This is a genomic window from Stecheria intestinalis, from assembly GCF_009696165.1.
GTDB lineage: Bacteria > Bacillota_I > Bacilli_A > Erysipelotrichales > Erysipelotrichaceae > Bulleidia > Bulleidia intestinalis.
This window is the reverse complement of record NZ_VUMN01000022.1, coordinates 28,832-52,679: the sequence shown is the minus strand read 5'-3', so window position 1 is coordinate 52,679 and position 23,848 is coordinate 28,832. Positions and strand designations below refer to the sequence as shown.

The 23,848-nt window shown below is 48.1% G+C and carries 21 protein-coding genes; 17 read left to right on the top strand and 4 right to left on the bottom strand.

Annotated elements, in window-relative coordinates; translation table 11 throughout:
* The first annotated feature begins 202 nt into the window (after positions 1–202).
* The 4 genes from FYJ51_RS09340 to FYJ51_RS09325 all read left to right on the top strand — a co-directional run bounded on the left by FYJ51_RS09340 (position 203) and on the right by FYJ51_RS09325 (position 3,847).
* Positions 203–1,102, top strand: a complete 900-nt coding sequence (locus FYJ51_RS09340) for a patatin-like phospholipase family protein (RefSeq protein WP_205946279.1) — start codon at positions 203–205, stop codon at positions 1,100–1,102.
* A gap of 258 nt (positions 1,103–1,360) precedes the next feature.
* A complete protein-coding gene (locus FYJ51_RS13945) occupies positions 1,361–2,038 on the top strand; it encodes a LytR/AlgR family response regulator transcription factor (protein WP_154505197.1) in 678 nt (225 codons plus the stop codon).
* Positions 2,035–3,279: a hypothetical protein gene (locus tag FYJ51_RS09330; protein WP_154505195.1), complete on the top strand. Its 1,245-nt coding sequence runs from the start codon at positions 2,035–2,037 to the stop codon at positions 3,277–3,279. Before FYJ51_RS13945 ends, FYJ51_RS09330 begins: the two co-directional genes overlap by 4 nt.
* Positions 3,280–3,364: 85 nt before the next feature.
* Complete coding sequence (locus FYJ51_RS09325) at positions 3,365–3,847, top strand: hypothetical protein (RefSeq protein ID WP_154505193.1); 483 nt, start codon at positions 3,365–3,367, stop codon at positions 3,845–3,847.
* A 952-nt stretch (positions 3,848–4,799) separates the two neighbouring features.
* On the opposite strand, the gene FYJ51_RS09320 is transcribed toward FYJ51_RS09325, so the two are convergent.
* The 3 genes from FYJ51_RS09320 to FYJ51_RS09310 all read right to left on the bottom strand — a co-directional run bounded on the left by FYJ51_RS09320 (position 4,800) and on the right by FYJ51_RS09310 (position 9,486).
* Positions 4,800–5,927, bottom strand: coding sequence for an IS110 family RNA-guided transposase (locus FYJ51_RS09320; RefSeq protein ID WP_154505191.1), 1,128 nt, complete (start codon positions 5,925–5,927; stop codon positions 4,800–4,802).
* Between the two features lie 92 nt (positions 5,928–6,019).
* Positions 6,020–6,955, bottom strand: coding sequence for a LysR family transcriptional regulator (locus tag FYJ51_RS09315; RefSeq protein ID WP_154505189.1), 936 nt, complete (start codon positions 6,953–6,955; stop codon positions 6,020–6,022).
* Positions 6,956–6,999: 44 nt separating this feature from the next.
* Entirely contained in the window at positions 7,000–9,486 is a 2,487-nt protein-coding gene (locus FYJ51_RS09310) for a PRD domain-containing protein (RefSeq protein WP_205946277.1), read from the bottom strand.
* 251 nt (positions 9,487–9,737) lie between these two features.
* Here FYJ51_RS09310 and FYJ51_RS09305 point away from each other — a divergent pair, with 251 nt between their 5' ends.
* The 8 genes from FYJ51_RS09305 to FYJ51_RS09270 all read left to right on the top strand — a co-directional run bounded on the left by FYJ51_RS09305 (position 9,738) and on the right by FYJ51_RS09270 (position 14,845).
* Complete coding sequence (locus tag FYJ51_RS09305) at positions 9,738–10,154, top strand: PTS sugar transporter subunit IIA (RefSeq protein WP_205946276.1); 417 nt, start codon at positions 9,738–9,740, stop codon at positions 10,152–10,154.
* Positions 10,151–10,624: a PTS system mannose/fructose/N-acetylgalactosamine-transporter subunit IIB gene (locus FYJ51_RS09300; protein WP_154505183.1), complete on the top strand. Its 474-nt coding sequence runs from the start codon at positions 10,151–10,153 to the stop codon at positions 10,622–10,624. The genes FYJ51_RS09305 and FYJ51_RS09300 overlap by 4 nt, the downstream gene beginning before the upstream one ends.
* 19 nt (positions 10,625–10,643) lie before the next feature.
* Positions 10,644–11,390: a PTS mannose/fructose/sorbose/N-acetylgalactosamine transporter subunit IIC gene (locus tag FYJ51_RS09295; RefSeq protein ID WP_154505181.1), complete on the top strand. Its 747-nt coding sequence runs from the start codon at positions 10,644–10,646 to the stop codon at positions 11,388–11,390.
* A gap of 1 nt (position 11,391) precedes the next feature.
* The gene (locus FYJ51_RS09290) at positions 11,392–12,219 is read left to right on the top strand and encodes a PTS system mannose/fructose/sorbose family transporter subunit IID (RefSeq protein WP_154505179.1); all 828 of its coding nucleotides are present in this window, start codon (positions 11,392–11,394) and stop codon (positions 12,217–12,219) included.
* 13 nt (positions 12,220–12,232) lie between these two features.
* The gene (locus FYJ51_RS09285) at positions 12,233–13,042 is read left to right on the top strand and encodes a BtpA/SgcQ family protein (protein WP_154505177.1); all 810 of its coding nucleotides are present in this window, start codon (positions 12,233–12,235) and stop codon (positions 13,040–13,042) included.
* Between the two features lie 265 nt (positions 13,043–13,307).
* A complete protein-coding gene (locus FYJ51_RS09280) occupies positions 13,308–14,060 on the top strand; it encodes an AzlC family ABC transporter permease (RefSeq protein WP_205946275.1) in 753 nt (250 codons plus the stop codon).
* On the top strand, positions 14,057–14,359 hold the full coding sequence (locus FYJ51_RS09275) for an AzlD domain-containing protein (RefSeq protein WP_154505175.1): 303 nt from the start codon (positions 14,057–14,059) through the stop codon (positions 14,357–14,359). Before FYJ51_RS09280 ends, FYJ51_RS09275 begins: the two co-directional genes overlap by 4 nt.
* A gap of 15 nt (positions 14,360–14,374) precedes the next feature.
* Positions 14,375–14,845, top strand: coding sequence for a YbaK/EbsC family protein (locus FYJ51_RS09270; RefSeq protein ID WP_154505173.1), 471 nt, complete (start codon positions 14,375–14,377; stop codon positions 14,843–14,845).
* Here FYJ51_RS09270 and FYJ51_RS09265 read toward each other — a convergent pair.
* Positions 14,820–15,728: an RluA family pseudouridine synthase gene (locus tag FYJ51_RS09265; protein ID WP_154505171.1), complete on the bottom strand. Its 909-nt coding sequence runs from the start codon at positions 15,726–15,728 to the stop codon at positions 14,820–14,822. The two genes, FYJ51_RS09270 and FYJ51_RS09265, sit on opposite strands and share 26 nt — an antisense overlap.
* A 146-nt stretch (positions 15,729–15,874) precedes the next feature.
* Between FYJ51_RS09265 and FYJ51_RS09260 the strand changes: the two genes are divergently transcribed.
* The 5 genes from FYJ51_RS09260 (at position 15,875) to FYJ51_RS09240 (ending at position 23,823) form a co-directional block, all read left to right on the top strand.
* Positions 15,875–17,218, top strand: coding sequence for an FAD-dependent oxidoreductase (locus tag FYJ51_RS09260; RefSeq protein ID WP_154505169.1), 1,344 nt, complete (start codon positions 15,875–15,877; stop codon positions 17,216–17,218).
* Between the two features lie 127 nt (positions 17,219–17,345).
* The gene (locus FYJ51_RS09255) at positions 17,346–18,230 is read left to right on the top strand and encodes a YitT family protein (protein WP_235897271.1); all 885 of its coding nucleotides are present in this window, start codon (positions 17,346–17,348) and stop codon (positions 18,228–18,230) included.
* A gap of 510 nt (positions 18,231–18,740) precedes the next feature.
* Positions 18,741–20,381, top strand: coding sequence for a peptide ABC transporter substrate-binding protein (locus FYJ51_RS09250; RefSeq protein ID WP_205946274.1), 1,641 nt, complete (start codon positions 18,741–18,743; stop codon positions 20,379–20,381).
* A 14-nt stretch (positions 20,382–20,395) separates the two neighbouring features.
* Positions 20,396–21,847 (top strand): beta-Ala-His dipeptidase, encoded by a 1,452-nt coding sequence (gene pepD / locus FYJ51_RS09245; RefSeq protein ID WP_205946273.1) that lies wholly within the window; start codon positions 20,396–20,398, stop codon positions 21,845–21,847.
* Positions 21,848–22,173: 326 nt separating this feature from the next.
* A complete protein-coding gene (locus tag FYJ51_RS09240) occupies positions 22,174–23,823 on the top strand; it encodes a peptide ABC transporter substrate-binding protein (protein WP_205946272.1) in 1,650 nt (549 codons plus the stop codon).
* The last annotated feature ends 25 nt before the right edge of the window (positions 23,824–23,848 follow it).

The window sequence follows — 23,848 nt, the reverse complement described above, 5'->3', positions numbered from 1 at the left end:
AATCTGGCTGATATCTAAATGTTAAAGGAAGAACCGTTTCAGATCTACTTAATGCAAGCCCTTTATAACTTCTTGTTCAGACATACTTAATGCAATACTGGGGTTGCGTTAACTTTTACAAGTGAAGGAACTATACAGATCAGCACGATTGAAGCCGGCAGCAGAAAATTCCCGTGATAGAATACTCCCGGAGAAAATGACTATGAAGATATATGAGGGACTTGATCGGATTCCGAAGGGACGTGCCAGCGATCATATCACGCCAGGGTGCATTGTCCTGGAAGGCGGGGCATGGCGCGGTCTCTATACGCAGGGGGCACTGGATGCTCTGATGGAAGCAGATCTGAACTTTCAGACCGTGATCGGGGTTTCGGCTGGAGCGATGAGCGGATTCAGCTATGTATCCGGGCAGATCGGCCGTTCTGCCCGCATCAACCTGCATTATCGCCACGATCCGGAATACTGCGGTCTCGGGGCAATGATTCATGAGCACGGGATCACTGGATTCAGTCACTGCTTCACAACGTTATCAGAAGAAGAGCCTCTGGATGAGAAAGCTTTCAATAATCCGGACCGCAGATTTGTGGTAACTGCAACAGATTTAGAGACTGGAAGAAATGTTTTCTTTGAACACGGCAAGACTTCCGACATCATGAAAGCAATCCAGGCAAGTGCAACGGTTCCGTATGTATCAGAACCAGTTGTGATTGATGGAAGAAAGTATCTGGATGGGGGCGTTGCCTGCAAGATTCCGGTTGACTGGGCGTTGGATCAGGGCTATGAGAAGATCGTCGTTCTGAAGACCAGAGATCGTTCTTATCGCAAGCCGGTGAAGAAACCGGCACAGATTATCCGGACCGAGTATCATAACTATCCGGAATTCATGAGAGATCTTCTGGAAGAGGCACCTGCTTACAATCTTCTGCTGGACCGGATTGAACATCTGGAACAACAGGGACGCCTGTTCATTATGGCTCCGGTAAAACCGGTTGAGATTTCCCGCTTTGAGGGAGATATGAATAAGCTCGGGGATCTGTACTGGCAGGGATACAACGAGACAAAGAAAATCATTCCTTCCCTGAAGGAATATCTGAGAAAGTAGCTTCCTCCTGGCCAATGTCAGTAAGTTAACACGCTGCATCGACTTCTGATCAAAGAACACTCGTTTCGGAAGATGGCGAGTGTTTTTTCAATGCTGTAACTTAATGCCATTGTCCACCTGGAAGCTGTTTTTCTGAAGAAGACTGACGTTCAGACGAGAAATATTATGGAGCAAAGGCTTCGGCACTGTTCTGAAAATGGACACGTTTCCCTGTTCTTTTTATGCAGAATATGAAATACTGAACTCAAGGGGAACTTCATGGAACAATATCCGATCTGTATCATTGACGATTCAGAAGATGATCAGAATCGTCTTCTGAATCTTGCAGGTAAGGTGTTTCCTGAAGCTGTAATTTCCGTCTTTTCTTCCTGCTCTGAATTTCTGGCGAGCAGCAGTTATTACCTGCTTGTGCTTCTGGATATCCAGCTTTGGAAAGAAGATGGGATCCGCTGCTCTCGGGAGATTTCCATGCATGCATCGTTCATCGTATATGTTACGTCCTGCAATGAGCGGGTTATGGATGCTTTCGCACCGAAGGTTGCTGGATTTCTGACAAAAAGCATGACAGATGAAGAATTATCAGCGGGACTTCAGATAATCAGAAATAGATATTTTATGCCGTCAATGCAGATCAGAACCAGAACAGGGGTGATCTCTTTTCATCCTTCCATGGTGCAGTATGTTGCAAAAAGAGGCAGAACAATCTATATCAGTTTTGGGAAAGAAATGGTATATCAACTGGCTGCGGAAACGATCCAGCATTGCCAGGAGATCCTCCCGGACCTGTGCAGGATAAATCAGTCCGAACTTGTGAATCTGGATTATGTCCGAAGCATCAATCCGGAAGCGCTGGAATTATTTGACGGCACGCGTCTGTATCCAAGCAGGAGAGAACGAAGACATGTTCAGGAAATGTTTCTGAGGAGGATCCAATGACGGAACTTGGTATTTTATCTGAAATGTTCCTGGGAGTGATTTTCGCTATTGTTCCGTTTGCTCATAAAGATACTTTCAGGAAAATGGACCTGTATCTGTATCTTGTGATTTCCTGGCTGATCACAAGCCTTTCGATGATTCTTCAGGACCGTATTCTTCTGCCGCTTACATATGGCACGCAGAATATGCTTCCTTTGTTTCTGTTAGGGATTCCATTCAAATGCTGCGCGTATTTTATTCAGTTTTACGGAGGACTGGAGGATAACCGGAAAGAATCCACAGCATTGGCAGCGATCACGATCCTTTTTGATGTCTGTGCTATGGTTCTGGAACAAGTGGTTCTGGAATACTCTTCTTCCCTGTATGGACTTGCGCTGGAAGATACAGATGTATATTACAGCTGGGGAGCAAGTCCGCTGTATTGGATTCTTCGCTGTTTCTATGCAGTATTTCTGCGCTTATATTTCGGATACCATGATTTTGAACAGATTGAAGATTCCAGAAATGTTGTGATTGCTGCTGGCTTTTCGATTCTGATGATTGCAACAATCCGTGGAAGAGCACAGCCTCTGGCGATCATCCCTGCATTTATTTATCCGCTGGTCTTTGTGTTTTTCATTGAACGGACAATTCTCAATGAGAAACACCAGCAGCAAGCGGATGCAATTGCGGCAAATATGAACCAGAGCAGGACCGCAATGCAGATTCAGAGAGATCAGGCAATTGAAACACTGAAGGAACACCACCGGCAGAGAAAAGAAACTCTGAAGATCATCGGACTTCTGAAAGAAAACAGAATCGATGAAGCATCTGCTCTCCTGGCGGAAAGTCTTCAGCAGTCATATGAAGTGAAAGTGCTGGAGAATGAATGTCTGGATGCTGCACTTCGCTATCTTAGAGCGGAATATCATAATTTATGTTTTCGAATGATTTATCAGCTCAGCGGAACGGAACAGATTGATTTCTCTGATCTAGCAATTCTCATCACTACCATAATTCAGGTGCTCTATCCTCATAGAACTGAAGCCTCCGGATCCGCAGAGATCACGATCACAGGCCAGGGAGAGATGATACTGCTTCACATTAGAACTATTCCTGCAAGGTCAGAAAGTAATGACTATGAATTTAATCAGGAAGAACTTGCGATGATCAGACATCTGATTAGGAAATATGACGGTATTGCCAATGATGGATATCGTTCAGGGGATTTCCGTGCACTTCTGAATCAGAGAACCGGATAAACCAGAATCGGACCAGATAGACTCAGGCTGTTCTTGAAGAAGTCTGAAGATGCAATAATGGGCACGGCAAGGAGGATTGCTCCCTATGAAAAAGTCATCGAGAAATCTGCTGATCGTCCTTCTGATTCTTCTGCTTGGATTGGCAATTGCCTACCTGAAACTTTCCAACGCGGTTGTCAACGTCAGGTATTCTGATACAGGAGGAACTTATTTCTATTCTGACGGGACCACTGAGGAAGCGCCCAATATTTATGTCTATAAACAGTTCGATAATTATTTTGCGGCTTATACCGGCAAGCAGATCACTCATTTCGAATCGGGAACACTTGATGATCACAGCCGGTATATCACGATCCAGACGACAAAATGGAATCTTCTGTTTGGCAGGAACATCTATAAATCAATTCCAATCACTAATACATACACAGAGGTTCCTATGATTAAGCACATCTATTACTACAACGGCGACATGATTCCTGAAAAACTGAGGACAGCTTCCCCCACCAGGTACCAGAAAGACATGGTTCTGCTGGAAATGTTTCAGGATACAAATCTTCAGAATGAATAGAAATACACGTCTGTTTTGCTCGAAAAAGATACTGAATGAGCAATAATCAGACCAATTAAGCAATACCTATAGATTCTAATGGGATGATAGAATATATTGCTTCTGAGGATCCTCTGGACAATCGAATGAAATATTGGAACTATATGGGCGGTGATTAGTACTGCTTTTACTGCATGTACGATTATTGAATGGATGTTTGGAGCGAATCCGTGTGAGATTGCTTATAAGTACTTGCTGCAATCATTGGGCTCGAATGCAAAAACGGGAAAATACCAAATTACAGGAACTTAACACGCAGGATACATACCTGGTTGCGAACCAAGAAACTCTCTCCCGTGCAATTCTGGGTATTATGAATATCAATTTGCTGCCATATGACTATGAAAAAGATGAAGCTTCTAAATGTTATCCTTTTTGCCCAGTTTATCTTATTCCTGGTTCTCTGGACTGTTGATAAGAATACAAAAATAGCTGAACAAATTAATGGAGTGGTATTTGTTGTGCTGTTCTTTGTCAATCTATTCATCAGATTCAAAGAGAAACAGTGAGCTACCTAGGGCTGTTATGTAAAAGCCAATGTCAAGTGTTAGTTTCAGATTGATTCAATATTTTTCCTTTGCTGTTGAAGGCATGAGGAAAGAGTCTCGGATTTTCAACAGTTCGCGGTATTTAGCCATTCTGTTATACGTGTATCAGGGACAACTGCTCTCCCACCCCACAGGCCAATGGTTTCGCCGCCAGCTCTGCTGTCTAAAATCGTGGATCACCATGGAAAGGTGCCATCATAGCCCCGCCGCAGATAGCTGAACCATCCAGTTCAAATCCGGGCTGCTCCTTCCTGATGCCTTCAATCTAATTCTTATCCTCCTCTTTGTTTTTAGGTCATTCAATGATTTCCTGATCTGAAGTGCTCAACGCAAGTCTTGACTGCCTGATAATCGATAGAATCATTTTAAGCAAGAACAGTATGAATATTGCCTGTCATCATTCCCCATATAAAGCATGCCAGCTCACGTGCTATGGCTACCGTTGCTTTGTTATGGTTCTTTCGATTGTGAAGCACAAGACGCATGTATCTCTTCCGGAGGCGTTCATTCGCTCTGTCCGCATATGCAATGACTTCAGGAGCGTTGCCTTCCTGCCGCTTCTTCAGTGCTTCACTTTTGCCAGATGATGCCCTTGAGAAAGATTGTGCACATTCGACAAGTAGTTTTCTCAAAAAGGTGTTTCCCTGTTTTGTTATTCCCGTCTGATTCTGATCATCGCTGCTGCTGAGTTCTCCTGCAACCAGGCCCAGAAATGCCGCAAAGTTCTTTGCTTTAACGAATCTGGTGAAATCTCCGATTTCCACAATCACAGCCAGAGCGGTAAGTACTTTCACTGACTTAAAGCAGATCAGCTTGTGAACTGCTTCCCGGTATTTATCCGTTTCAGCAATCTCTTCAATGCGTTTGTTCATCTGATCAATGCGATCAGAAACTGTTTCATAGGACAGCAGGTAAGAATCCAGCGTTTCCTTGTTAACTCCCTCCAGAGGAAGCTCCTTAAGCCATTTCAGGTGTTTCTTCGCCCAGTAGTTCTTACCATCCGTAAATTGATATCCGTGCCTGGTAGTAAAGGCACAGATCTGCTGTTTGATCACTCTGAGCTGCTTCTTGTGATCCTGCTGCATACGGATGAAATCACGTACTGATTCATCTTCTTCATCAGGGGTATAGACTTCACTGTATTCATGATTCTTCAGTGACCTCGCAATCGCTTCAGCATCCCGCTTGTCTGTTTTCTTCCTGCGCCGTCTGTTGATTTCTGTTCCGGTAATCGAAGCAGGGGCAAGGATCTTTACGGTAAGACCCTTCTCCTCAAGATCACGCTTCAGTTTAAACCCGAGGCAGCCCGCTTCATATCCGACAATGATCTCTGTATCATTTCCAATCTTTTTCCTGATCNCCTTGCAGTAGTTTACGATGTTGGAAATAGAAGGAGAATAGGCGTTGGTGTTCACAGGTGCTGCTGATCCTTCAAGATAAGTTGAGAGAGTGTAGTTTGTAGTGTGTGCATCAATTCCAACGTATGCTATCATGTAAAGGCCTTCCTTTCTTGGATGAGGCAACTTCCCCCATCTTTTTAATTAAGCCAATAACAAGTATGCGGGATGATCCTCGAACACACAAGTTAATGGAGGGCTTTTACATATTGTCTAAAGCACCTGGGGTTTACGCCGCTTTCCTCTAAATGGGACAGCACTTCCGGAGCATGAGTCCGGATGTGCTCGATGAATTTTCTTGCGGCAAGGGGAAGTGTTTCATAGTTTCTCCAGCCCATGGCAATCGTGCGTTTCACCGGTTCTTCGATGGAGAGGACGGCAACTCCTTCTGAGAACCCAGCGAGTGTCAGGCGATACATGATGGAATACCCCATATTCTGGCGGATCATCGTCAGGATCGAATAATCATCCGTGACTTTGAAGCGGATATCCGGCTTGAGGCTCAGATTCTGAAAGGCCTTCATGGCAACGCTGTGCTCGCCTTCGTCCAGCAGGATATAAGGAAGCTTTGCCAGCTGCTTCAGAGAAACGGATTTTTTCTCTGCCAGTGGTTCTGATAACGGCAGAACGGCCATCATCGTATCACTGTAAATAGCTTCGGTTTCTAAACCTGAGACAAATTCCGGATTCACGAATCCGAAGTCCAGTCTTCCGCTCAGGATATCTGCTGTGATGGAATCATATTCTCCCTGGAGAAGCTCAAAGCGGACCAGGGGATATTCTTTGCGGAATGAACGCATCAGAGGAGGCAGCAGATTCCTGCTGACACTGGTAAAAGTACCGATCCGGATCACGCAGTCTGTAAGACCTGTCATCTCTCTCTGCTTGGCCTGGAGTGCTTCTTCTCCCGCAATGATGGAGCGAAGATACGGAAGATACTCTTTTCCGTCTTCGGTCAGGGAGATGCCTTCTCTGGATCTTTCAATCAATGCAGTACCAAGTTCTTTCTCCAGGGAGCGCACTGCCTGGCTGACGGCAGACTGAGAGTATCCGAGGATTTCTGCTGCTCTGGTAAAAGACTTTTCCTGTACGACTTGAATGAAGATCTGATAGCGGCTGTCCATAAGTATCTCTTATTCAGAAAGCATAACGAGAGAAAGAAACGATTTCAAGAAGAGGATCTCTGAGAAGTTTCTGCATTCAGGGGCTCCAGCAGAATTTCGGTGATATAAGCGATTTCTTCTTTCGGAATAGAGATTCCATAGAGTTCGTTCACATTCTGCAGATTATTTTCAATAGTCTGATAGACATTCAGATTGGAACGGATGAAAGAATTGACTTTCGGATATGGAAGCGGGTCCGAACGGATTACCCGCTCGAGCATATTCACGGAATGACAGAGAAATTTGGTGGCCAGTTCATTCGTATACGGAAGATGGAGGTCTTCGAGAATTCCTGAGAGTGACAGCATCAGAGCGTCCACTGCTTTGGAAGCATAGAGAAATGTCAGAGAAGGCTGAAGGAATTCGTTGGTCAGACGATAGATGATACTCTGACTGCCAGAGGAAACTGGCTGAGGGGCAGGTGCGGATAGCGTATCTGATTCGGCGCCGATGCTCAGCATGATCTGCTCCAGAGACTGATATCTGCTGATACGATCAGCAATCTTCATCAGACCGTCCAGAGAAGAACACTTCACGCACCGGCAGCGGATGTGCAGGGTTGAGACAATGTAGTCGCTGACATTTTCAAAGGGACTTCCATCTGCGGCGATGATGATGCCCTGCCCGTGATCCAGCTCATTGCAGCGGATGGTAACGAGCTCAAGGAGATCGTTCATCTGCATGCCCGGGATATAATCAATCGCAGAAATCGGAATCTGCTTCCGGTAGATCGTATCGAGGTATTCCTTCAGCTGCGTGGCAATCGATTTTCCGTGGGAGATGATCAGGAGGGGAACCATTTCCTTCTGGTCCCATTTCTCTGCAATCGTCAGATACATAGCGATGAAATAGAGATCTGATTCCGGAAAAGAAACGTGAAAAATGGATCCCAGTCTTTCGGAGATAGCATCCGCAATCTTTATCGTTCCTTCCACGAGATCCCTCGAAGATTCGATCTTCATCCCGGTTCCGGAATCGTTTTGCTCCTCAAGCTGATTCAGCCGGTTGGTGAGATGCAGCATCAGGCCTTTCAGCAGGCGGGGATTGCGGCTGTATAACTCCTCAAACGGAGTTTTCTGAAGTGTTTCTTCAAACACCTGGGAAACCACCGGATTGATCTGAATATCAATCTTTTTCAGCTGTGCATTTCCGCAATTCACAATGGTGCTGATATTTTCTGAAATAAAATCGCTGACACTGATCACGGAGGAAGTATCTGTATCGAGCTTATCCAGGAACTGATCAAAACGGCTGATTTCCAGCTTGGAAGGAAGCTTCTGAAAGATATCCAGGGTTGTGCAGTGCCCACCTGCTTCAAACAGGATGTAGTCAGTATCGATCAGCGAAAGAACACTGCGGACGGCCGAAAGCCGGGATATCTGCTCCCTGGAAGACAGCATGTTCAGAGAAAGATGCTGGTAGCTGACGATAATCGTTGAGAGGGATTCGGAAGAAGTCAGAAATGCTCTGGCACAGGCCTGCTTTACTTCCGCCCGCATTCCGGAAAGATTCTCTGGATAATCCATCTGAACAAAGAGATTGAGAATATCCTTGGAAATCCGGATTGTCCGGCGGATCGAAACAGCTTCCTGTTCAAACAAGGCGAGAACTTCTTCTGTTTTTTCATAGATGCCGCGCTGATCGAGGTCTGGAAGACGGATGGTGACCGGAAAGTATCTGCTCAGATAATCAAGATCTTCTGTCTTTTCCGGAGTCGCAGAGGCGATGATGGAACATGCAAGCGGATGAGAAGCGGAGTCTCCTTCCCGGGTATACATGCCGCGGTCCAGGAGATCTGTGATGGCATTGCGAGCAATCGGATGCAGCAATGGAAGATTGCTGAAATAGAGCGTTCCGTGAGTGCATGCGGAAAGGTATCCGCGGTCATTCTCTTTTGCAGATCCGAAGATCAGCGTTAGGAACGATGAAACGGATTCTGCAGAATGGTACCCGGAGCATTCGACCAGGATGAATTTTGAATTTGCTGGTTTCCGCCCGGCTTTCCGTGCGTATTCGTGCAGGCAGCTTGCAATCTTCAGCTTGTTTACTCCTGGATTTCCGATGATGAGAAGTGGCAGGCCGTACGGCGGGTACATGATTGCAGACTTTGCATCCCGGATCTGATCATGAAGGGATCCATCGGCACCGATGATCTTTTCATAGAGATCATCAGCTGTTTCTAGATTGCTGCCTTTTTCTTTCAGATATCGGGTAACAGAATCGCCTCTGAATATCGTGTTCGGAAGATTGTCCGCATCATATGCTTTCTGCAGGACTCTCCGGCTCAGATAGATCACCGGATGGCCCTCAATTTTGATCAGGCTTCCTTCCCGCCAGAGCCGGTTCATGATTTTTGATGCATTCGTCCGATCGATTCCGGCAAGCTGAGAAATATAAAGAGTATCAAGAGCTGCTTTGTCCAGGGTATTGCTGGCAGCAGCTTTTCTGGTTTCTTCATCAATGATGCTGAGGATCTTCTCAAGTCTTTTCATCTGCATACCCCAGAAAAAAGTGCAATCAGTTCATAAAATAGTGCGGCTCATGTTCTGAACAGGAGCTTAGATGCAGAGATGTGTGTCAAATGCTGTTTAAATAATAGCACACAAGCAGAAAACAGTGTTATAAATGCTGAAATAATAGAGAAATAAGCGTGCACAGAGCATGAAAAAACATGCATGATAAGGAAAAATTGACACAGTTAATGGGACTCAATATATTTCAATTAGTGATTGCGAGGAAACATATGACAAGAATACTACTTCTGAGTCATGGAAGACTGTGCGAAGAGATGTACAGCACCATGAAACTGATTGTCGGCGATGTTCCGGAGTTCTCCTGCATCCTTCAGCCAGCTGATGGGGATATGCGGAAATATGAAGCAGATATCCGTGACGCTCTGAAGAATCCTGAACCTCTTCTGGTTGTCACAGATCTGTTCGGAGGGAGCCCGCTGATCACACTGGCAAAGGTGTATGGCGAGCAGCCCGGTATCTATGAAAAGAGGGTTCGGATTGTGACTGGCATGAATCTTCCGATGCTTCTGGAACTCAGCACGCTGGTGAAGAGCCTTCCGGTTGAACAGCTTGCTGCACAGGCTGTTGAAAGCGGACATGCCGGGATCATCGATTTTCAGAAAAAACTGGAGGAAAGCGAAAAATGAGTGTAGTTCTGTCCCGAGTTGATGAACGTCTGCTGCATGGCCAGGTAATTGCGTCATGGTCTAAAGTTCTGCAGATCAGGAGGATTCTGGTCATTGATGACAAGCTTGCAAAAGATACCTTCATGGCACAGGTTCTGGAGATGACTGCTCCGACTGGCGTGAAAGCAAAGGTGATGACATGCGAGCAGGCAATGAAAGAACTGAGCGGGAATGAGGATTCCGTCAATACAATGCTTCTGTTCAAGAATGTTGATGCTCCGCTAGAGCTTGTAAAGCTCGGTTATCCGATGAAGGAACTCGACATCGGAAATATGGGAAGCGGACCGAGCAGGAAGCCAGTGACCAAACGGGTATTCATGAGCCAGGAAGAAATCGGCATGGTGAAAGAACTGATGAATCTCGGAGTGGATGTCTACCTGCAGATGCTGTCCAGTGATTCCAGAACAAGTATGAAAGAGCATATCTCATAAGAGAAAGGGGAGGAAAAATATGCTTGGTATCGCTATTATTATCGGTTTACTCTGCTGGCTGGTTTCTTCAGCCTTCCCGATGTGGCTGAGATGGTCGTGCTATTTCGGCGCGCCGCTCGTCGCAGGTCTGGTGTGCGGTCTTCTGCTTGGCGATGTCCCGTATGGACTGAGCGTAGGCGCCACGATCATGGAGGCTTATGTCGGCTTGCTTGCAATCGGAGGCTCGCTTCCGAATGAAATGGCAATTGCTGGCTATCTCGGCGTCACGATGACCATGCTTGCAAAAGCTGATCCGTCGACCGGACTTGCTCTGTCTGTCCCGCTGGGACTGCTTGGGGTGCTTGCTCAGAATGCAAAGATGTCTCTGAATCCGATCTGGGTTCATAAAGCGGATCAGTATGCTGCAGAAGGAAACATCAAGGGAATCAAGTGCATGAACCTGTTTGCTTCGCAGATCTTCCCGTTCATCTTCTATTTCATTCCGGTATTCCTCTGCGTATATCTGGGTGGCCCGTTCTTCGAGAGTCTCATGAGTTCGATTCCGGACCAGCTGACCAAGATTCTGCAGCTGATCGGACATATGATGCCTGCATTAGGAATGGCAATGCTGATGCAGTCTCTCTCAAAAGATACCCTGATTCCGTTCCTGATCATCGGCTTTGTTGCTGCGGCATATCTGAATATCAGCACGATGGGCATCGCAATCATCGGTGCAGCACTGGCAATTCTCCATTACTTCTATCTTGGCGGCAAGGAGGGTGAGTAACATGACTGAAGCAAAAGAAAAGAAGACTCTGACACAGAAAGAGCTGAATAAGACCTGGTGGGACTGGATCTGCTGGGGCCAGATCTGCTACAACTGGGAACGTCTGATGGGCCTTGGCTTCTGCCATACGATGACCACTGCGATCCAGAAGCTCTATGGTGATAATGAAGCAGAAAAACGTGCTGCTCTGACTCGCCATATGGAGTATTACAACACCGAGAATACCTGGGGTGCAATTGTTCCTGGCATTGTATGCTCGCTGGAAGAAGAACGTGCAAATAGCGGAGATGTGGATGCTGATGCGATCCGCAATCTGAAGACAGCCCTGATGGGACCGCTTGCCGGAATCGGCGATACGGTTACTCAGTCTCTTGTCAAGGTGATCCTGCTTGGTGTCGGTATTGACATGGCAAAGAATGGAAACCCGCTGGGACCGATCCTGTTCGTGGTTCTGTTCAGTGTTTATGCGATCGGTGTTTCCAGGTTCCTGTTCTTCCGTGGCTATAAGCTCGGCAAGGAATCTGTGGTCAAGCTGCTTTCCGGCGGCATGGTAAAGAGAGTCACAGAATCTCTTGGTGTTGTCGGCATGGCGGTGCTTGGGGCACTGGTGGCCAAGAATATCGGTGTTGTTACGCCGCTGGATTTCCACATCGGAGAAATGGAAATTGTCATGCAGGATCTGCTGGATTCCATTATTCCGAAGCTGATTCCGCTTGTGATTTTCCTGATTGTATATCGCCAGCTGAAGAAAGGTAAGAAGCCAACAACCGTGATGGTTTACATGATGATCGCTTCCGTCATCCTTTCTCTGCTTGGAATTCTTGCGTAAAGAGGAGAACAGAATGAGCAGATTGCTTGAAGAACACAGAAAACTATTCAGAACAGAAAAACCGGTAATCGGATGCCTGCATATGATGGCCCTTCCGGGTACCCCGTACTACGAAAAAGAAAACAGTCTGGAGAAGCAGATCGAACGTCTCAATCACGATGCTGCGATCTTCATGAAGCTCGGCTTTGATGCAGTCGTCTTCGCAAATGAAGGAGACCGCCCATACCTGAATACCGTGGGACCGGAAATCGTAGCAGATTATACGAGAATTGCCACAGAAGTTGCCAGAAACCTGACAATTCCGTATGGATGCGGAGTGCTGATTGATCCGTACGCCTCCATAGCAGTGGCACATGCGATCGGTGCAAAGTTCATCCGTACTTATGTGTCGAATTCGTATACTGGCTCATTCGGGCCGCAGTCCTACTGCCCGGGTGATATCTTCCGCTATCGGCGTCAGATTGATGCAGAAGATGTGCATGTCTATACGTATTTCGAAGCGCATGGAGGAACCTGCCTGGACAGCAGAACTACAGAAGAGCAGATTGAAGCGGGATTCGGGGTGATGCCCATCTCCGGCATGCTGATCGGCGGCCCGCATGCAGGCCTGCCGCCTGAAGAAGGACATTTCATTTCTATCAAGAAGCAGTTCCCGGATATTCCGCTGATTCTCGGAAGCGGGTCCAACAAGAACAATATCAGAACTCTGCTGAACTACTCGGATGGGGTGATTGTCGGAACCTCCATCAAACGGGATGGCTATCTCTATAACGAGGTAGACTATGACCGTGCAAAGGAATTCATCGAAGCAGCAAAAGGATAAGTTTGATCTGCTGAAAAGATCATCCATGGAATTCGTGACCAGGCTTTGCTTAGAAGCCTGGTTTTCAATCTGCATGATATCCAGACGGATCTTTCAGAGCAAAAGCGGCCGGACAGACTGAGCTGGATCAGATCTGCTGAGAATGCCTGGAATGACGTCTTTCATAAACAGTTCAGTGCATAAGAAAAACTTATCTGTTCATCATTTAAATTCATTTTACTAATCAATATTCTGCTCTGATAATGGACTCGGAGAGAAAGCGGATATGACAGCTGGGACAGCAGAACTCGAACAGACAACTCGGATGAACGGGAACCGGAAAGTATTCCTGGAAGGAATGAGAGATGGGATTCCGATCATGACTGGTTATTTTGCTGTGTCATTTGCGCTTGGCATTGCGATGCGCAATGCTGGTCTTTCGCCTGCAGAAGGACTGATGATGAGCATTCTGAATACGGCTTCAGCAGGGGAATATGCGGGAATCACGATGATTGCTTCTAAAGCTTCTCTATTTGAGACCGCACTCATGACCCTGATTGCCAATGCGCGGTATTTTCTGATGAGCTGTTCTCTGAGCCAGAAGGTTTCCTCTGAGATTCCGATCAGGCATCGGTTTCTGATCAGCTTCAATATCACAGATGAATTATTCGGTATCTCCATGGCTCAGAATGGCTCTCTGAACCCCTTTTACTGGTATGGTGCTTCTCTTGTCGCAATTCCAGGCTGGGCAGCAGGAACCATGCTCGGGGTGATTGCAGGTTCTGCACTTCCTGCCCTGATTGTCGAAGCACTCAGTGTTGCTTTGTACGVCATGTTTCTGGCAATCATCATTCCTCCCTGCAGAAAGGACCGGGTGCTGGCCGGACTGGTGTTTCTGAGCTTTGCGGCAAGTGATATCTGCAGTGCAGTTCCCTATGTGAGTCAGCTTTCTGAAGGAACCCGGACGATTCTCCTGACCGTGCTGATCTCAGCTGCAGCTGCCTGGAAGTTCCCGGCGAAGGAGGATGTGACAGAATGAGTACGATAGCATATATTGCAGTCATGGCTGCAGTGACCTATGCGATCCGGGCAATCCCGATGACCTTGTTCCGAAAGCCTGTGAAGAGCCGGTTCGTGAAGTCGTTTCTGTACTATGTGCCCTATGTGACGCTGGCAGTGATGACTTTTCCGGCAATTCTGAATGCATCGGGGTCTATGACTGCGGGATTGCTGGCACTTGGGATCGGAATTCTGCTGTGCTGGAAGAATGCAGGATTGTTTGCAACCGCAGCAGGATGCTGCGCAGCAGTGCTTGCTGCAGGGTTTCTGCAGCTTTGAAAGAGAGAAAAGAAGATGTCTTCAGAGAGTGTGAGGAAACAGTTTGAAGAAGAAGGAATTGCAGATCGGATCATGACATTTGATTCTTCGAGCGCTACGGTTGAACTGGCAGCGCAGGATATCGGATGTGCCCCGGCAGAAATCTGCAAAACCATGGCATTTGATGTGGATGGAAGAACCGTTCTCATCTGCATGGCAGGAGATGCGAAGATTTCCAACCATGCATACAAGGAGAAGTTTCATAAGAAAGCAAAGATGCTGAAAGGAGACGAAGTAGCGGAAAGAACTTCTCATCCGATCGGAGGGGTATGTCCCTTCGGACTTCCGGAAGGCTGCGAAGTATATCTGGATGAATCCCTGAAGCGGTTTGAGTATGTTTATCCGGCATGCGGTTCGGTGAATAATGCCGTGAAGCTGACGCTTGCCGAGCTTGAGAAATATTCCGGCTATCAGGAATGGATCAGCGTGACGTCGCTTCCAGAGTGAAGAACTGATAATCCGGATCAGAAAGATCATGGACGGTGATCTGTTCTCCGGTTAAGGGATCTTTGAGGATCATTTCTTCTGCCCAGAGCCCCATATGGCGGAAATGAACGGATGGGGTTCCGTAGAGCGGGTCGTTGACGATCGGAAAATGAGCGGAGGAGAGGTGGACTCTGATCTGATGAGTCCGTCCGGTTTTCAGGGTACATGCCATGAGCAGGTATCCTTTTTTCTTCTGCAGGCAGCGGACAATGGTTTCTGCTTCTTTTCCGGTATCTGAGATCCGGTATTTTCCATTCACATGGCGGTCTCTTCCGATCTTTCCGCGGAATGTGAATTTCTGCCCGGGCATGGCAGAGCCGCGGGTGATGGCAAGATAATGGCGTGATATTTTCTTTTCTTCCAGCATCGCATCGTACCAGGGCTGGAAGAACGGATTCTTCACGAAGAGGACCAGGCCGGTGGTTTCGCGGTCGAGGCGGTGGATATAGCGGACCGGAGCGTGGATATTATGCTCCAGCTGATAAGCTGCGGCTTCTGCTGCCAGACATGAAGTATCGTCCGGGTCGCCATGAATGATCATGCCTGGTTCTTTATGGGCGACAAAAATATAGTCATCTTCATAGACCGCCTGGCAGGGAGTTTCTGATGGCACATGATCTACTTCTCCTGGAGGGAGATGAATGGTGATGGTGTCCCCTTTCTGAAGGATAGCATGCAGATCCCTGACTGGCCGATGGCTGATTTCCAGAGCTCTGCTCTGAATCAGGCGGCTGCGGTTGGAAGAGGACTGATGATAGAAGAGCAGGAAGTCTTCAATGGTCTTTCCTTCGAATTCTTTCAGATGAAAAAACGTAATCGTTCCCGGACGGCTTTCTGCATTCATGCAATAACTTTAGCAGATCCGCAGAGAGGCGGACTGAGAAAATGCTTCTGAGCATGTTTTCAGCTTCGATCGGTCTGCTATGCTATATTGTCATCATGAAGCTGGGATTATGACTTTACACGTAATCCGCAGAGAAGGAGGGCCAGATGATAACAGAATATGATGTGCTGATTGCCGGGTTCGGCAAAGCAGGCAAGACAATCGCGGCAAAGCTTGCGGCTGCAGGAAGGAAGGTTGCTCTGATCGAGAAAGATCCGGGCATGTATGGAGGAACGTGCATCAATGTCGGCTGCATTCCTTCCAAGCGGCTGATCGAAGATGCAATGCATTCGCCGGATGGCCCGCTGGAAGAGAAGGCAGAGTATTACCGGAGGGCAATTGCGGAGAAACGGATTCTGACCGCTGCGCTTCGCAAGGCGAATTATGACAAGCTGATTGCTGCCGGAGTTTCCGTGATCGATGGGACTGCATCCTTCGAAGATGCATTTCATCTGGCTGTGGATACTGCCGAGGGAAGAATCCTGCTGCAGGGAAAGCAGATAATCATCAATACAGGCTCCGTGCCGGTGATCCCGCCGATTCCCGGAGCAGATCAGAGCAGATATGTCCATGTGTCTGAGACTCTTATGGATCTTGAGACTCTGCCAGAACATCTGATTATTGTCGGCGGCGGCTATATCGGTCTGGAGTTTGCTTCGATGTACCGGGAGTTCGGCAGCAGCGTTACGGTTCTGCAGGATCAGAAGGAGTTTCTTCCGAAGGAAGATGAAGATCTCGCTGCATCAATCCGGTCCGTTCTTGAGCGCAAGGGCGTCAGGATCATCACCGGGGCCCGGATTTCAGGAATCCAGGAGAATGTTCTTGCTTATGAAGCGGATGGAAAATCAGAGACGCTGCAAGCAGATGCGATCCTTCTTGCGACCGGACGGAGACCGAATACCGCTGACCTGCATTGCGAAAGAGCAGGCATTGCCCTGAATGCAAGGGGCGGCATCGAGACGGATGAACATCTGCGTACTGCACAGCGCCATATCTGGGCAGCGGGAGATGTGCTCGGAAAGCTTCAGTTCACCTATCTTTCGCTCGATGACAGCAGGATTATCCTGGATGATATGAACGGAAGCGGAACCAGGACGATAGAGAACCGCGGGGCATTCTCGTATTCTGTTTTCCTGGATCCTCCTTTTTCCAGAGTCGGCCTGAACGAAAAAGAAGCACAGCGTGAGGGGATCGGTTACCGCACGGTATCACTTCCGGCATCTTCAGTTCCGAAGGCCAAGGTCCTGCGTAAGCAGGAAGGCATGCTGAAAGCGCTGATCACAGAAGACGGAACCATCCTTGGTGCAGAACTGTTCTGCGCGGAGTCACCTGAGATGATCAACCTCGTGAAGCTTGCCATGGATAAGAATCTGAAAGCAGATGTCCTGAAGAATTTCATCTTCACTCATCCGACCATGTCAGAAAGTCTGAATGATCTGTTCTCCCTTTAAAGGACCGGGCTCTTAAAGCCTGGTTCTTTTCTTCCTGCTGCTGAGAATTCATCACCCTATGTGGATTCTGTCTTCTGGTTTGGCTAACATAGAGAAGTAACATCTGAACAGAGAAATGGAGAATGTCATGAAGAAAGCGGAAGATATTCTTGTGCTGAGCGGAGCGACTGCCATCATTGCTGCGGCGGTATTCTTTTTTCTGGTCCCGAGTCATGCTGCAGTCAGCAGCGTCAGCGGACTTGCGATTGTTCTGCATCATTTCGTGCCGATGCAGGTTTCTGCAATCACGATGATCCTGAATCTTGTTCTGCTGATTGTCGGCTTTCTGACCTGCGGCCATGAATTCGGCTTCCGTACGGTCTATACTTCGCTTCTGATGCCTGCATTTCTGGCATTGCTGGAGAGGCTGTTTCCAGGGTTTCAGTCGCTGACGGGAGATCAGGTTCTTGATGTGATCTGCTATGTATTCACGGTGAGCATAGGCCTGAGCATCCTTTTCAATCGGAATGCGTCTTCCGGGGGAATTGATATTATTGCGAAAGTGCTCAATAAATACCTGCGTATGGATCTTGGCAAGGCGATGTCTGCGGCAGGGATTGCGATCGCTTTCTCTTCCGCGTTTGCCTATGATGCAAAGACCGTGATCATCAGTCTGCTTGGAACTTACCTGAATGGAATCGTGCTGGATCATTTCATCTTCGATCAGAACCTGAAGCGAAGAGTCTGCATCGTTTCTCCGAAAGAACAGGAAATCCGGAACTATATTCTCAATGAGCTTCACAGCGGTGCAACCATCTATGAAGCGATCGGTGCGTACCATCTGCAGAAACACGATGAGATCATCACGGTAGTGGACAAGGCGGAATTCCAGAAGCTCATGAATTATCTGGATCGCACGGATCCCGAAGCGTTTGTGACAGTTTATAAAGTCAGTGATATGCACTACCGGTCCAAGCATCTGAAAGAGCGGGCATTTCCGGAGAAGACTTCCGGAAGAAAAGAGGAAGACTGATCTTTCCTGATACAGACATGGTGTCTTGAGAAGAAATGCATTCACAATAGCCAGACAGCCCGTCAGAAGCTCGGGGACCATACTAGAATGAAAAGAATTTCAAATCCTGAAAGATTAGATCAAAAATTCCTTGAAAAATATTTTCTCTAGTATATAGTAGAGATCGTCACAGCACGTGATATAAAGAAATGGCGCTGACGGAGAGACATCGTTCTCAATGTGCATAGTCAAGCGAGCGGCATCTGGTGAAAGGCCGCATATGCGCAGAATGGTTACTGGCTCCTGAGCCTTCGATCCTGAAATGGACATCCGCAGTAGGGAAAGACGTGATCTTCACGTTACAGAGGAATGGATTGATGGATCCAGTGAGTGCAGAGCTTCAGAAGTTCTGAAAACGGGTGGTACCGCGCAGAGATCAATGCGTCCCGGGAGATGATTCTTCCGGGATTTTTCTTTTCCGGAATTTCATCCAGATCCTCAATGAAGTGCTGGACAGGAGGAAAGAAGGAAATGAAATTCAGAAAGATGATGTATGCAGCGGCAGCTGCCATGCTTGCGGGGTGCTCGGCTTCCGGGAACGCCAAGGCAGCGGCGGCATCAGAAAACAGCGGCTCTGCGGAGGGATCGCGGCCGATTGTGATAGCCGTGACGAATGACATGACGACGATGGATTCTTCTCTGGTTACCGATGAAACATCCTTCAGCATGCTGTCGCTGTGCGAATCGGGACTGGTTCAGTTCGATGAAAACAAGGAACTGGCTCCGGATCTTGCGGAAAGCTGGGAGGTCAGCGAAGATGGTCTGACTTATACGTTTCATCTGAGAGACGGAATCGTATGGTCCGATGGCAGCCCGATCAAAGCTTCTGATTTCGTTTATTCCTGGCGGCGCCTGGTGGATCCTGACACTGCTTCGGAATACAGCTATATCATGGATTCGATTCATGTTGCAAATGCGCAGGCGGTGATTGACGGGTCGATGGATCCTTCTCAGCTCGGGGTGGAAGCGCCGGATGACAGGACATTTGTGATTCATCTTGATGTTCCTTGCTCTTATCTGCTCTTCTGCATGTCGAACCCGCAGTTCTATCCGCTTCCGGAAAGCTTCGTGGAAGCGGAAGGAGATCAGTATGCGCTGACGCCGGATGACATGCTCTACTCTGGTGTCTATACGATGACGGAATGGGTTGCCGGAAATTCCTATACCTTCACGCACAATGAGAATTACTGGGATGCAGAGCACTATCCTCAGCAGGAAATCGTGATCTCCTATATCCAGGATTCGCAGACAGCAATGCTGCAGTATGATTCCGGGAATCTGGATCTGGTTACGCTGACTGGCGATATGGTCGATCGATACAAGGGAGAAGATGGATATATCTCTACGCTGACATCCGGTGTCTGGTGGCTGGCTCCGAATATGGAAGATCCGGATCTCTCCAATGCAAAGCTCCGCGAAGCGATCAGCTATGCGGTAGATCGCCAGACAATCTGTGATTCAGCACTGAAGACCGGCGCAATTGAAGCGGACGGACTGATTGCAAAGGATGTTTCCTCCGGCCCGGATGGAACAGACTTCCGGGATGCAGCGGGAGATCTGACGGAGTATGATCCGGAAAAAGCTGCACAATGCTATGCAGAGGCGGTGAAGGAACTTGGCCATGATGCCTCCATAGAAATTCTCTATGACGATACCGATGAGACGAGCAAGGTAGCAGAGAATCTGCAGCAGATGATTCAGGATGCCTGCCCTGGCATTACCGTGACGCTTTCTCCGAAACCGAAGAAGACAAGAATCGAGCTGATGCTGAGCCATGATTTCTCAATGGTTCTGACAAGATGGGTTCCGGATTATGCAGATCCGCAGTCTTATCTGGATATCATGAAGACCGGTGCTACGATGAATGGCGGCCAGTACAGCAATGAACAATTCGATGAACTGGAGACGAAAGCGGCAGGCGGCGAAGATGCTGCGGATGCAGAAGCTCGCTTTCAGGACATGATTGCTGCAGAACATATTCTGGTTGCTGAAGATCATGGCATCATCCCGATCTATCAGGAGGGCGGCGCAATCATGGTCAATCCTTCCGTGAAAGGGTATCTCTCTCTGGTCATCGGCACGGGTTCCTACCGTCATATGGTCAAAGAATGAAAGGAGAAATGAAGATGCAGGCCGATTCGGAAAGACCGATTTACTGGCTCCGGAAGATTTCGGAAATACCGAGACCTTCCTATCATGAAAAAGCAATCAGCGACTTCATCGTGAAGTTTGCAGAGGAACATGGACTGAAAGCAGAGCAGGATGAAGTCTGGAATGTCATTGTCGAGAAGCCTGCATCGGCTGGATATGAACAGGCACCTGCACTGATTCTTCAGGGACATATGGATATGGTTCCTCAGAAGCGGCCTGGCTCCGATCATGACTTCCGGAAAGACCCGATCCGGCTGAAGGAAGAGAACGGGCTTCTGAAAGCAGAAGATACTACGCTTGGCGCAGATGACGGGCTCGGGGTTGCGTGGATGCTGGCAGTGCTGGAAGATGATACGCTGATTCATCCTCGGCTGGAATGCCTTTTCACTGTTCAGGAAGAAGTGGGGCTTGGCGGTGCGATGCATCTGAAGCCGGAAGCGATCCGGGCGGATCGTCTCTTATCTCTGGACTGCTGTTCGAAAGGAATCACGGATCTATGCTGTGCTGGCGGACAGTATGCATACATGGATGCGAAGCTGAACTGGATTGCAAATGAGAGTGCGGTCTATGAAATGCAGATCGGCGGTCTGAAGGGCGGACATTCCGGTGCTGATATTCATCGGGAACGCGGAAATGCAGTATGCATTGCAGCACGAATTGCAGAAGAGATGATCCGCAATGGAATTGAGGTACGGGCGATTTCCCTGAATTGCGATGAGAAGGCAAACGCAATCCCGAGAACGTGCTCCTTCCGGTTCGCTTCTTCTTCGAAAGAACCTGAGATCAGAGCATCTATTCAGACAAGCGCGGAAAAGATCTCGGAAGAACTGCATTCTTCCGATCCGGGCTTTTCCTGCATTGTCTCTGCGTCAAAACCGGAAGAGAAAGCTGCCGATGAAGTTTCGACGAAGAATCTGCTCGATTTCATCTGGCTGGCACCGCAGGGATTCCAGCATCGCAGCATGGATCCGAAACTGAACGGACTTACGGTTACCTCTCTGAATGCAGGTACTGCAGAGACTTTCGAGGATCGGATCACTGTAACCTGGCTGATCCGCTCGATGTTTGATTCTGCATCGGCAGACCTGCTCGGAATCCTGAAGACACTTGCGAGCCGCTGCAAAGTCGGCTTCCGGTATACGGAATTCTTCCCTGGCTGGCAGTATGCAGAGCATTCTGAACTGAGAGAAATCTATGCGGAAGTCATGAAGAAACAAGGAAGAGAGCTGAAGGCTGAGGCAGAACATGGGGGCCTCGAAGTCGGCATCTTCGCTGCCCTCCATCCTGGTCTGGATATCTGCACGCTCGGGGCGGACTGCCGGTATTATCACACTTATGATGAGGAACTGGATCTGGCTTCTTTCAGAAGAGGCTATCAGACGCTGAGAGGCATCATTGCAGAATGTGTTGAAAAGGGGATTCAGTGAGAGCTTCCGGTGTTCTGAACAGATTGAACTTGATGAAGTGCCGCTGTATTCTGCAGAATACVGCGGTTTTTTCTGCTTCAGAGGCAGCGTCATCAGAAAGCAGAAAATTCATGGACAAAAAAACGGTAAAACATATGAAATACAGAAAATAATACTGAAATCGCTAGAATAATAAGGAAAATAGGCAGAATACTGAAAAATATGAAATAAAACAGAAATAAAAATCAATAATAATTCAATTATTTGAAAATTCAATTCACAAGATCGTTGAAAATCACCGGGAGGATTCTAAAATGCTCTTATTACCAGAGAGGAGGGGGATTCAGATGATGAGCTTTCGAAGAATGACGTGTTTCGTTTTATTTATTGTGCTGGCTGGCTGCAGTTCTGGCACTGCTTCTGCGGCGGTTTCCAGCACCAGTTCTGCCAGCGCTTCTGCTTCAGGGGACAAGAGAGCAATTACGATTGCGATGGATGCAGATCTCAACACCATGGACTATGAAGTGGCTACCGATGGCGGCTCCTTCACAATGCAGGAAATGTGCATGGCTGGGCTTGTGCAGATCGACGAGAACGGACAGCCGCAGCCTGATCTTGCAGAGAGCTGGGAAATCAGCGAAGATGGCCTGACTTACACCTTCCATCTGCGGAAAGGATTGAAATGGTCGAATGGAGAACCGCTGACCGCTGCCGACTTCGTCTTCGGATGGCAGCGCCTGGCTGACCCGGATCTTGCGTCTGAGTATAACTTCCTGGAAACGACGATCGGTGTCGTGAATGCTTCGGAAGTGATCAGCGGTGAAGCTGACAAGAGCGAGCTTGGGGTAGAGGCACCGGATGATTCGACATTCGTGGTTCATCTGTCACAGCCTTGCGGATTCATGATGTCACTGATGGGATTTCCGTCTCTGTTTCCGCTCAATGAGGCGTTCTATGAATCAGAGGGGGACTCCTATGCACAGAGTGTGTATGATCTGCTGTATTGCGGGCCGTATCTGATGACTGGCTGGGAAACAGGAAACCAGTATACGTTCACGAAGAATCCGGAGTACTGGGATGCGGACCATACGCAGGTGGAGACAGTCGTGTTCAAGTTCCTGCAGGATACTCAGTCGGCAATGCTGGAGTTCCAGAGCGGCAATATTGATGTGGTTCAGCTGGCCAGCGAGCAGGTTGATGCTTATAAGGATGCCGAAGGGTTTACCCAGGTACTGGCGGCGTATTCCTGGAGACTTGATTACAATTACGATCTCGAGATGCTGCAGAACAAGGATCTGCGTGAAGCAATTTTCAAGGGAATCGATCGTACTGCCATTGCAGAGAATGTGCTGAAAGACGGCTCAATCGCTGCCAAGGGATTCATCCCGGAACAGTTTGCGTTCGGACCGGATGGCAAGGATTACCGCGAGACGGCAGGAAATCTGGTTGATGAGAATGTCGAAGAAGCGCAGGCTGCTTACGAACGGGCGAAGGAAGCACTGGGCAAAGATGTGACTTTGACGCTGCTGTTTGAAGACAGCGAAGCATGCAGGGCCGTTGCGGAGAATCTGCAGCAGCAGCTTGAGACGAATCTCCCGGGTATCACGATCAATCTGGACTCCAAGCCGAAGAAGACACGTCTGGAACTCATGAATAAGCATGAGTATGAGATCGGCCTGACCAGATGGGGGCCTGACTACGCGGATCCTCAGACGTATCTGGATCTCTATAAGTCTGACATGCCTGGCTATACAGGCTCCTATCAGAATGAGAAGTACAATGCGGTGATGAATCGTGCTGAAACGGGGGAAGATGCTGCAGATGCTGAGGCTCGCTGGGCTGATCTGATCGAGGCTGAAAAGATTCTCATGGAAGATTATGCAATCTGCCCGATCTATCAGAACGGCAGGGCAATGATGATCAATCCGGATATCGGCGGTATTTACTATCTGATGGTCGGCGGTGCTCCGTATCGACATATGTATTTCAAAAACTGAAAATTTTTCAGAATAGCTTGGCGAA

What these genes read in the sequence shown, in the direction of transcription:
- FYJ51_RS09275 (WP_154505175.1), top strand. Translation starts at nt 14,057, where the DNA reads ATGAGTACGATAGCATATATTGCAGTCATGGCTGCAGTGACCTATGCG.
- FYJ51_RS09260 (WP_154505169.1), top strand. Translation starts at nt 15,875, where the DNA reads ATGATAACAGAATATGATGTGCTGATTGCCGGGTTCGGCAAAGCAGGC.
- FYJ51_RS09290 (WP_154505179.1), top strand. Translation starts at nt 11,392, where the DNA reads ATGACTGAAGCAAAAGAAAAGAAGACTCTGACACAGAAAGAGCTGAAT.
- FYJ51_RS09340 (WP_205946279.1), top strand. Translation starts at nt 203, where the DNA reads ATGAAGATATATGAGGGACTTGATCGGATTCCGAAGGGACGTGCCAGC.
- FYJ51_RS09300 (WP_154505183.1), top strand. Translation starts at nt 10,151, where the DNA reads ATGAGTGTAGTTCTGTCCCGAGTTGATGAACGTCTGCTGCATGGCCAG.
- FYJ51_RS09325 (WP_154505193.1), top strand. Translation starts at nt 3,365, where the DNA reads ATGAAAAAGTCATCGAGAAATCTGCTGATCGTCCTTCTGATTCTTCTG.
- FYJ51_RS13945 (WP_154505197.1), top strand. Translation starts at nt 1,361, where the DNA reads ATGGAACAATATCCGATCTGTATCATTGACGATTCAGAAGATGATCAG.
- FYJ51_RS09305 (WP_205946276.1), top strand. Translation starts at nt 9,738, where the DNA reads ATGACAAGAATACTACTTCTGAGTCATGGAAGACTGTGCGAAGAGATG.
- FYJ51_RS09255 (WP_235897271.1), top strand. Translation starts at nt 17,346, where the DNA reads ATGAAGAAAGCGGAAGATATTCTTGTGCTGAGCGGAGCGACTGCCATC.
- FYJ51_RS09295 (WP_154505181.1), top strand. Translation starts at nt 10,644, where the DNA reads ATGCTTGGTATCGCTATTATTATCGGTTTACTCTGCTGGCTGGTTTCT.
- FYJ51_RS09285 (WP_154505177.1), top strand. Translation starts at nt 12,233, where the DNA reads ATGAGCAGATTGCTTGAAGAACACAGAAAACTATTCAGAACAGAAAAA.
- FYJ51_RS09270 (WP_154505173.1), top strand. Translation starts at nt 14,375, where the DNA reads ATGTCTTCAGAGAGTGTGAGGAAACAGTTTGAAGAAGAAGGAATTGCA.
- pepD (WP_205946273.1), top strand. Translation starts at nt 20,396, where the DNA reads ATGCAGGCCGATTCGGAAAGACCGATTTACTGGCTCCGGAAGATTTCG.
- FYJ51_RS09250 (WP_205946274.1), top strand. Translation starts at nt 18,741, where the DNA reads ATGAAATTCAGAAAGATGATGTATGCAGCGGCAGCTGCCATGCTTGCG.
- FYJ51_RS09265 (WP_154505171.1), bottom strand. Translation starts at nt 15,728, where the DNA reads ATGAATGCAGAAAGCCGTCCGGGAACGATTACGTTTTTTCATCTGAAA.
- FYJ51_RS09310 (WP_205946277.1), bottom strand. Translation starts at nt 9,486, where the DNA reads ATGAAAAGACTTGAGAAGATCCTCAGCATCATTGATGAAGAAACCAGA.
- FYJ51_RS09315 (WP_154505189.1), bottom strand. Translation starts at nt 6,955, where the DNA reads ATGGACAGCCGCTATCAGATCTTCATTCAAGTCGTACAGGAAAAGTCT.
- FYJ51_RS09240 (WP_205946272.1), top strand. Translation starts at nt 22,174, where the DNA reads ATGATGAGCTTTCGAAGAATGACGTGTTTCGTTTTATTTATTGTGCTG.
- FYJ51_RS09330 (WP_154505195.1), top strand. Translation starts at nt 2,035, where the DNA reads ATGACGGAACTTGGTATTTTATCTGAAATGTTCCTGGGAGTGATTTTC.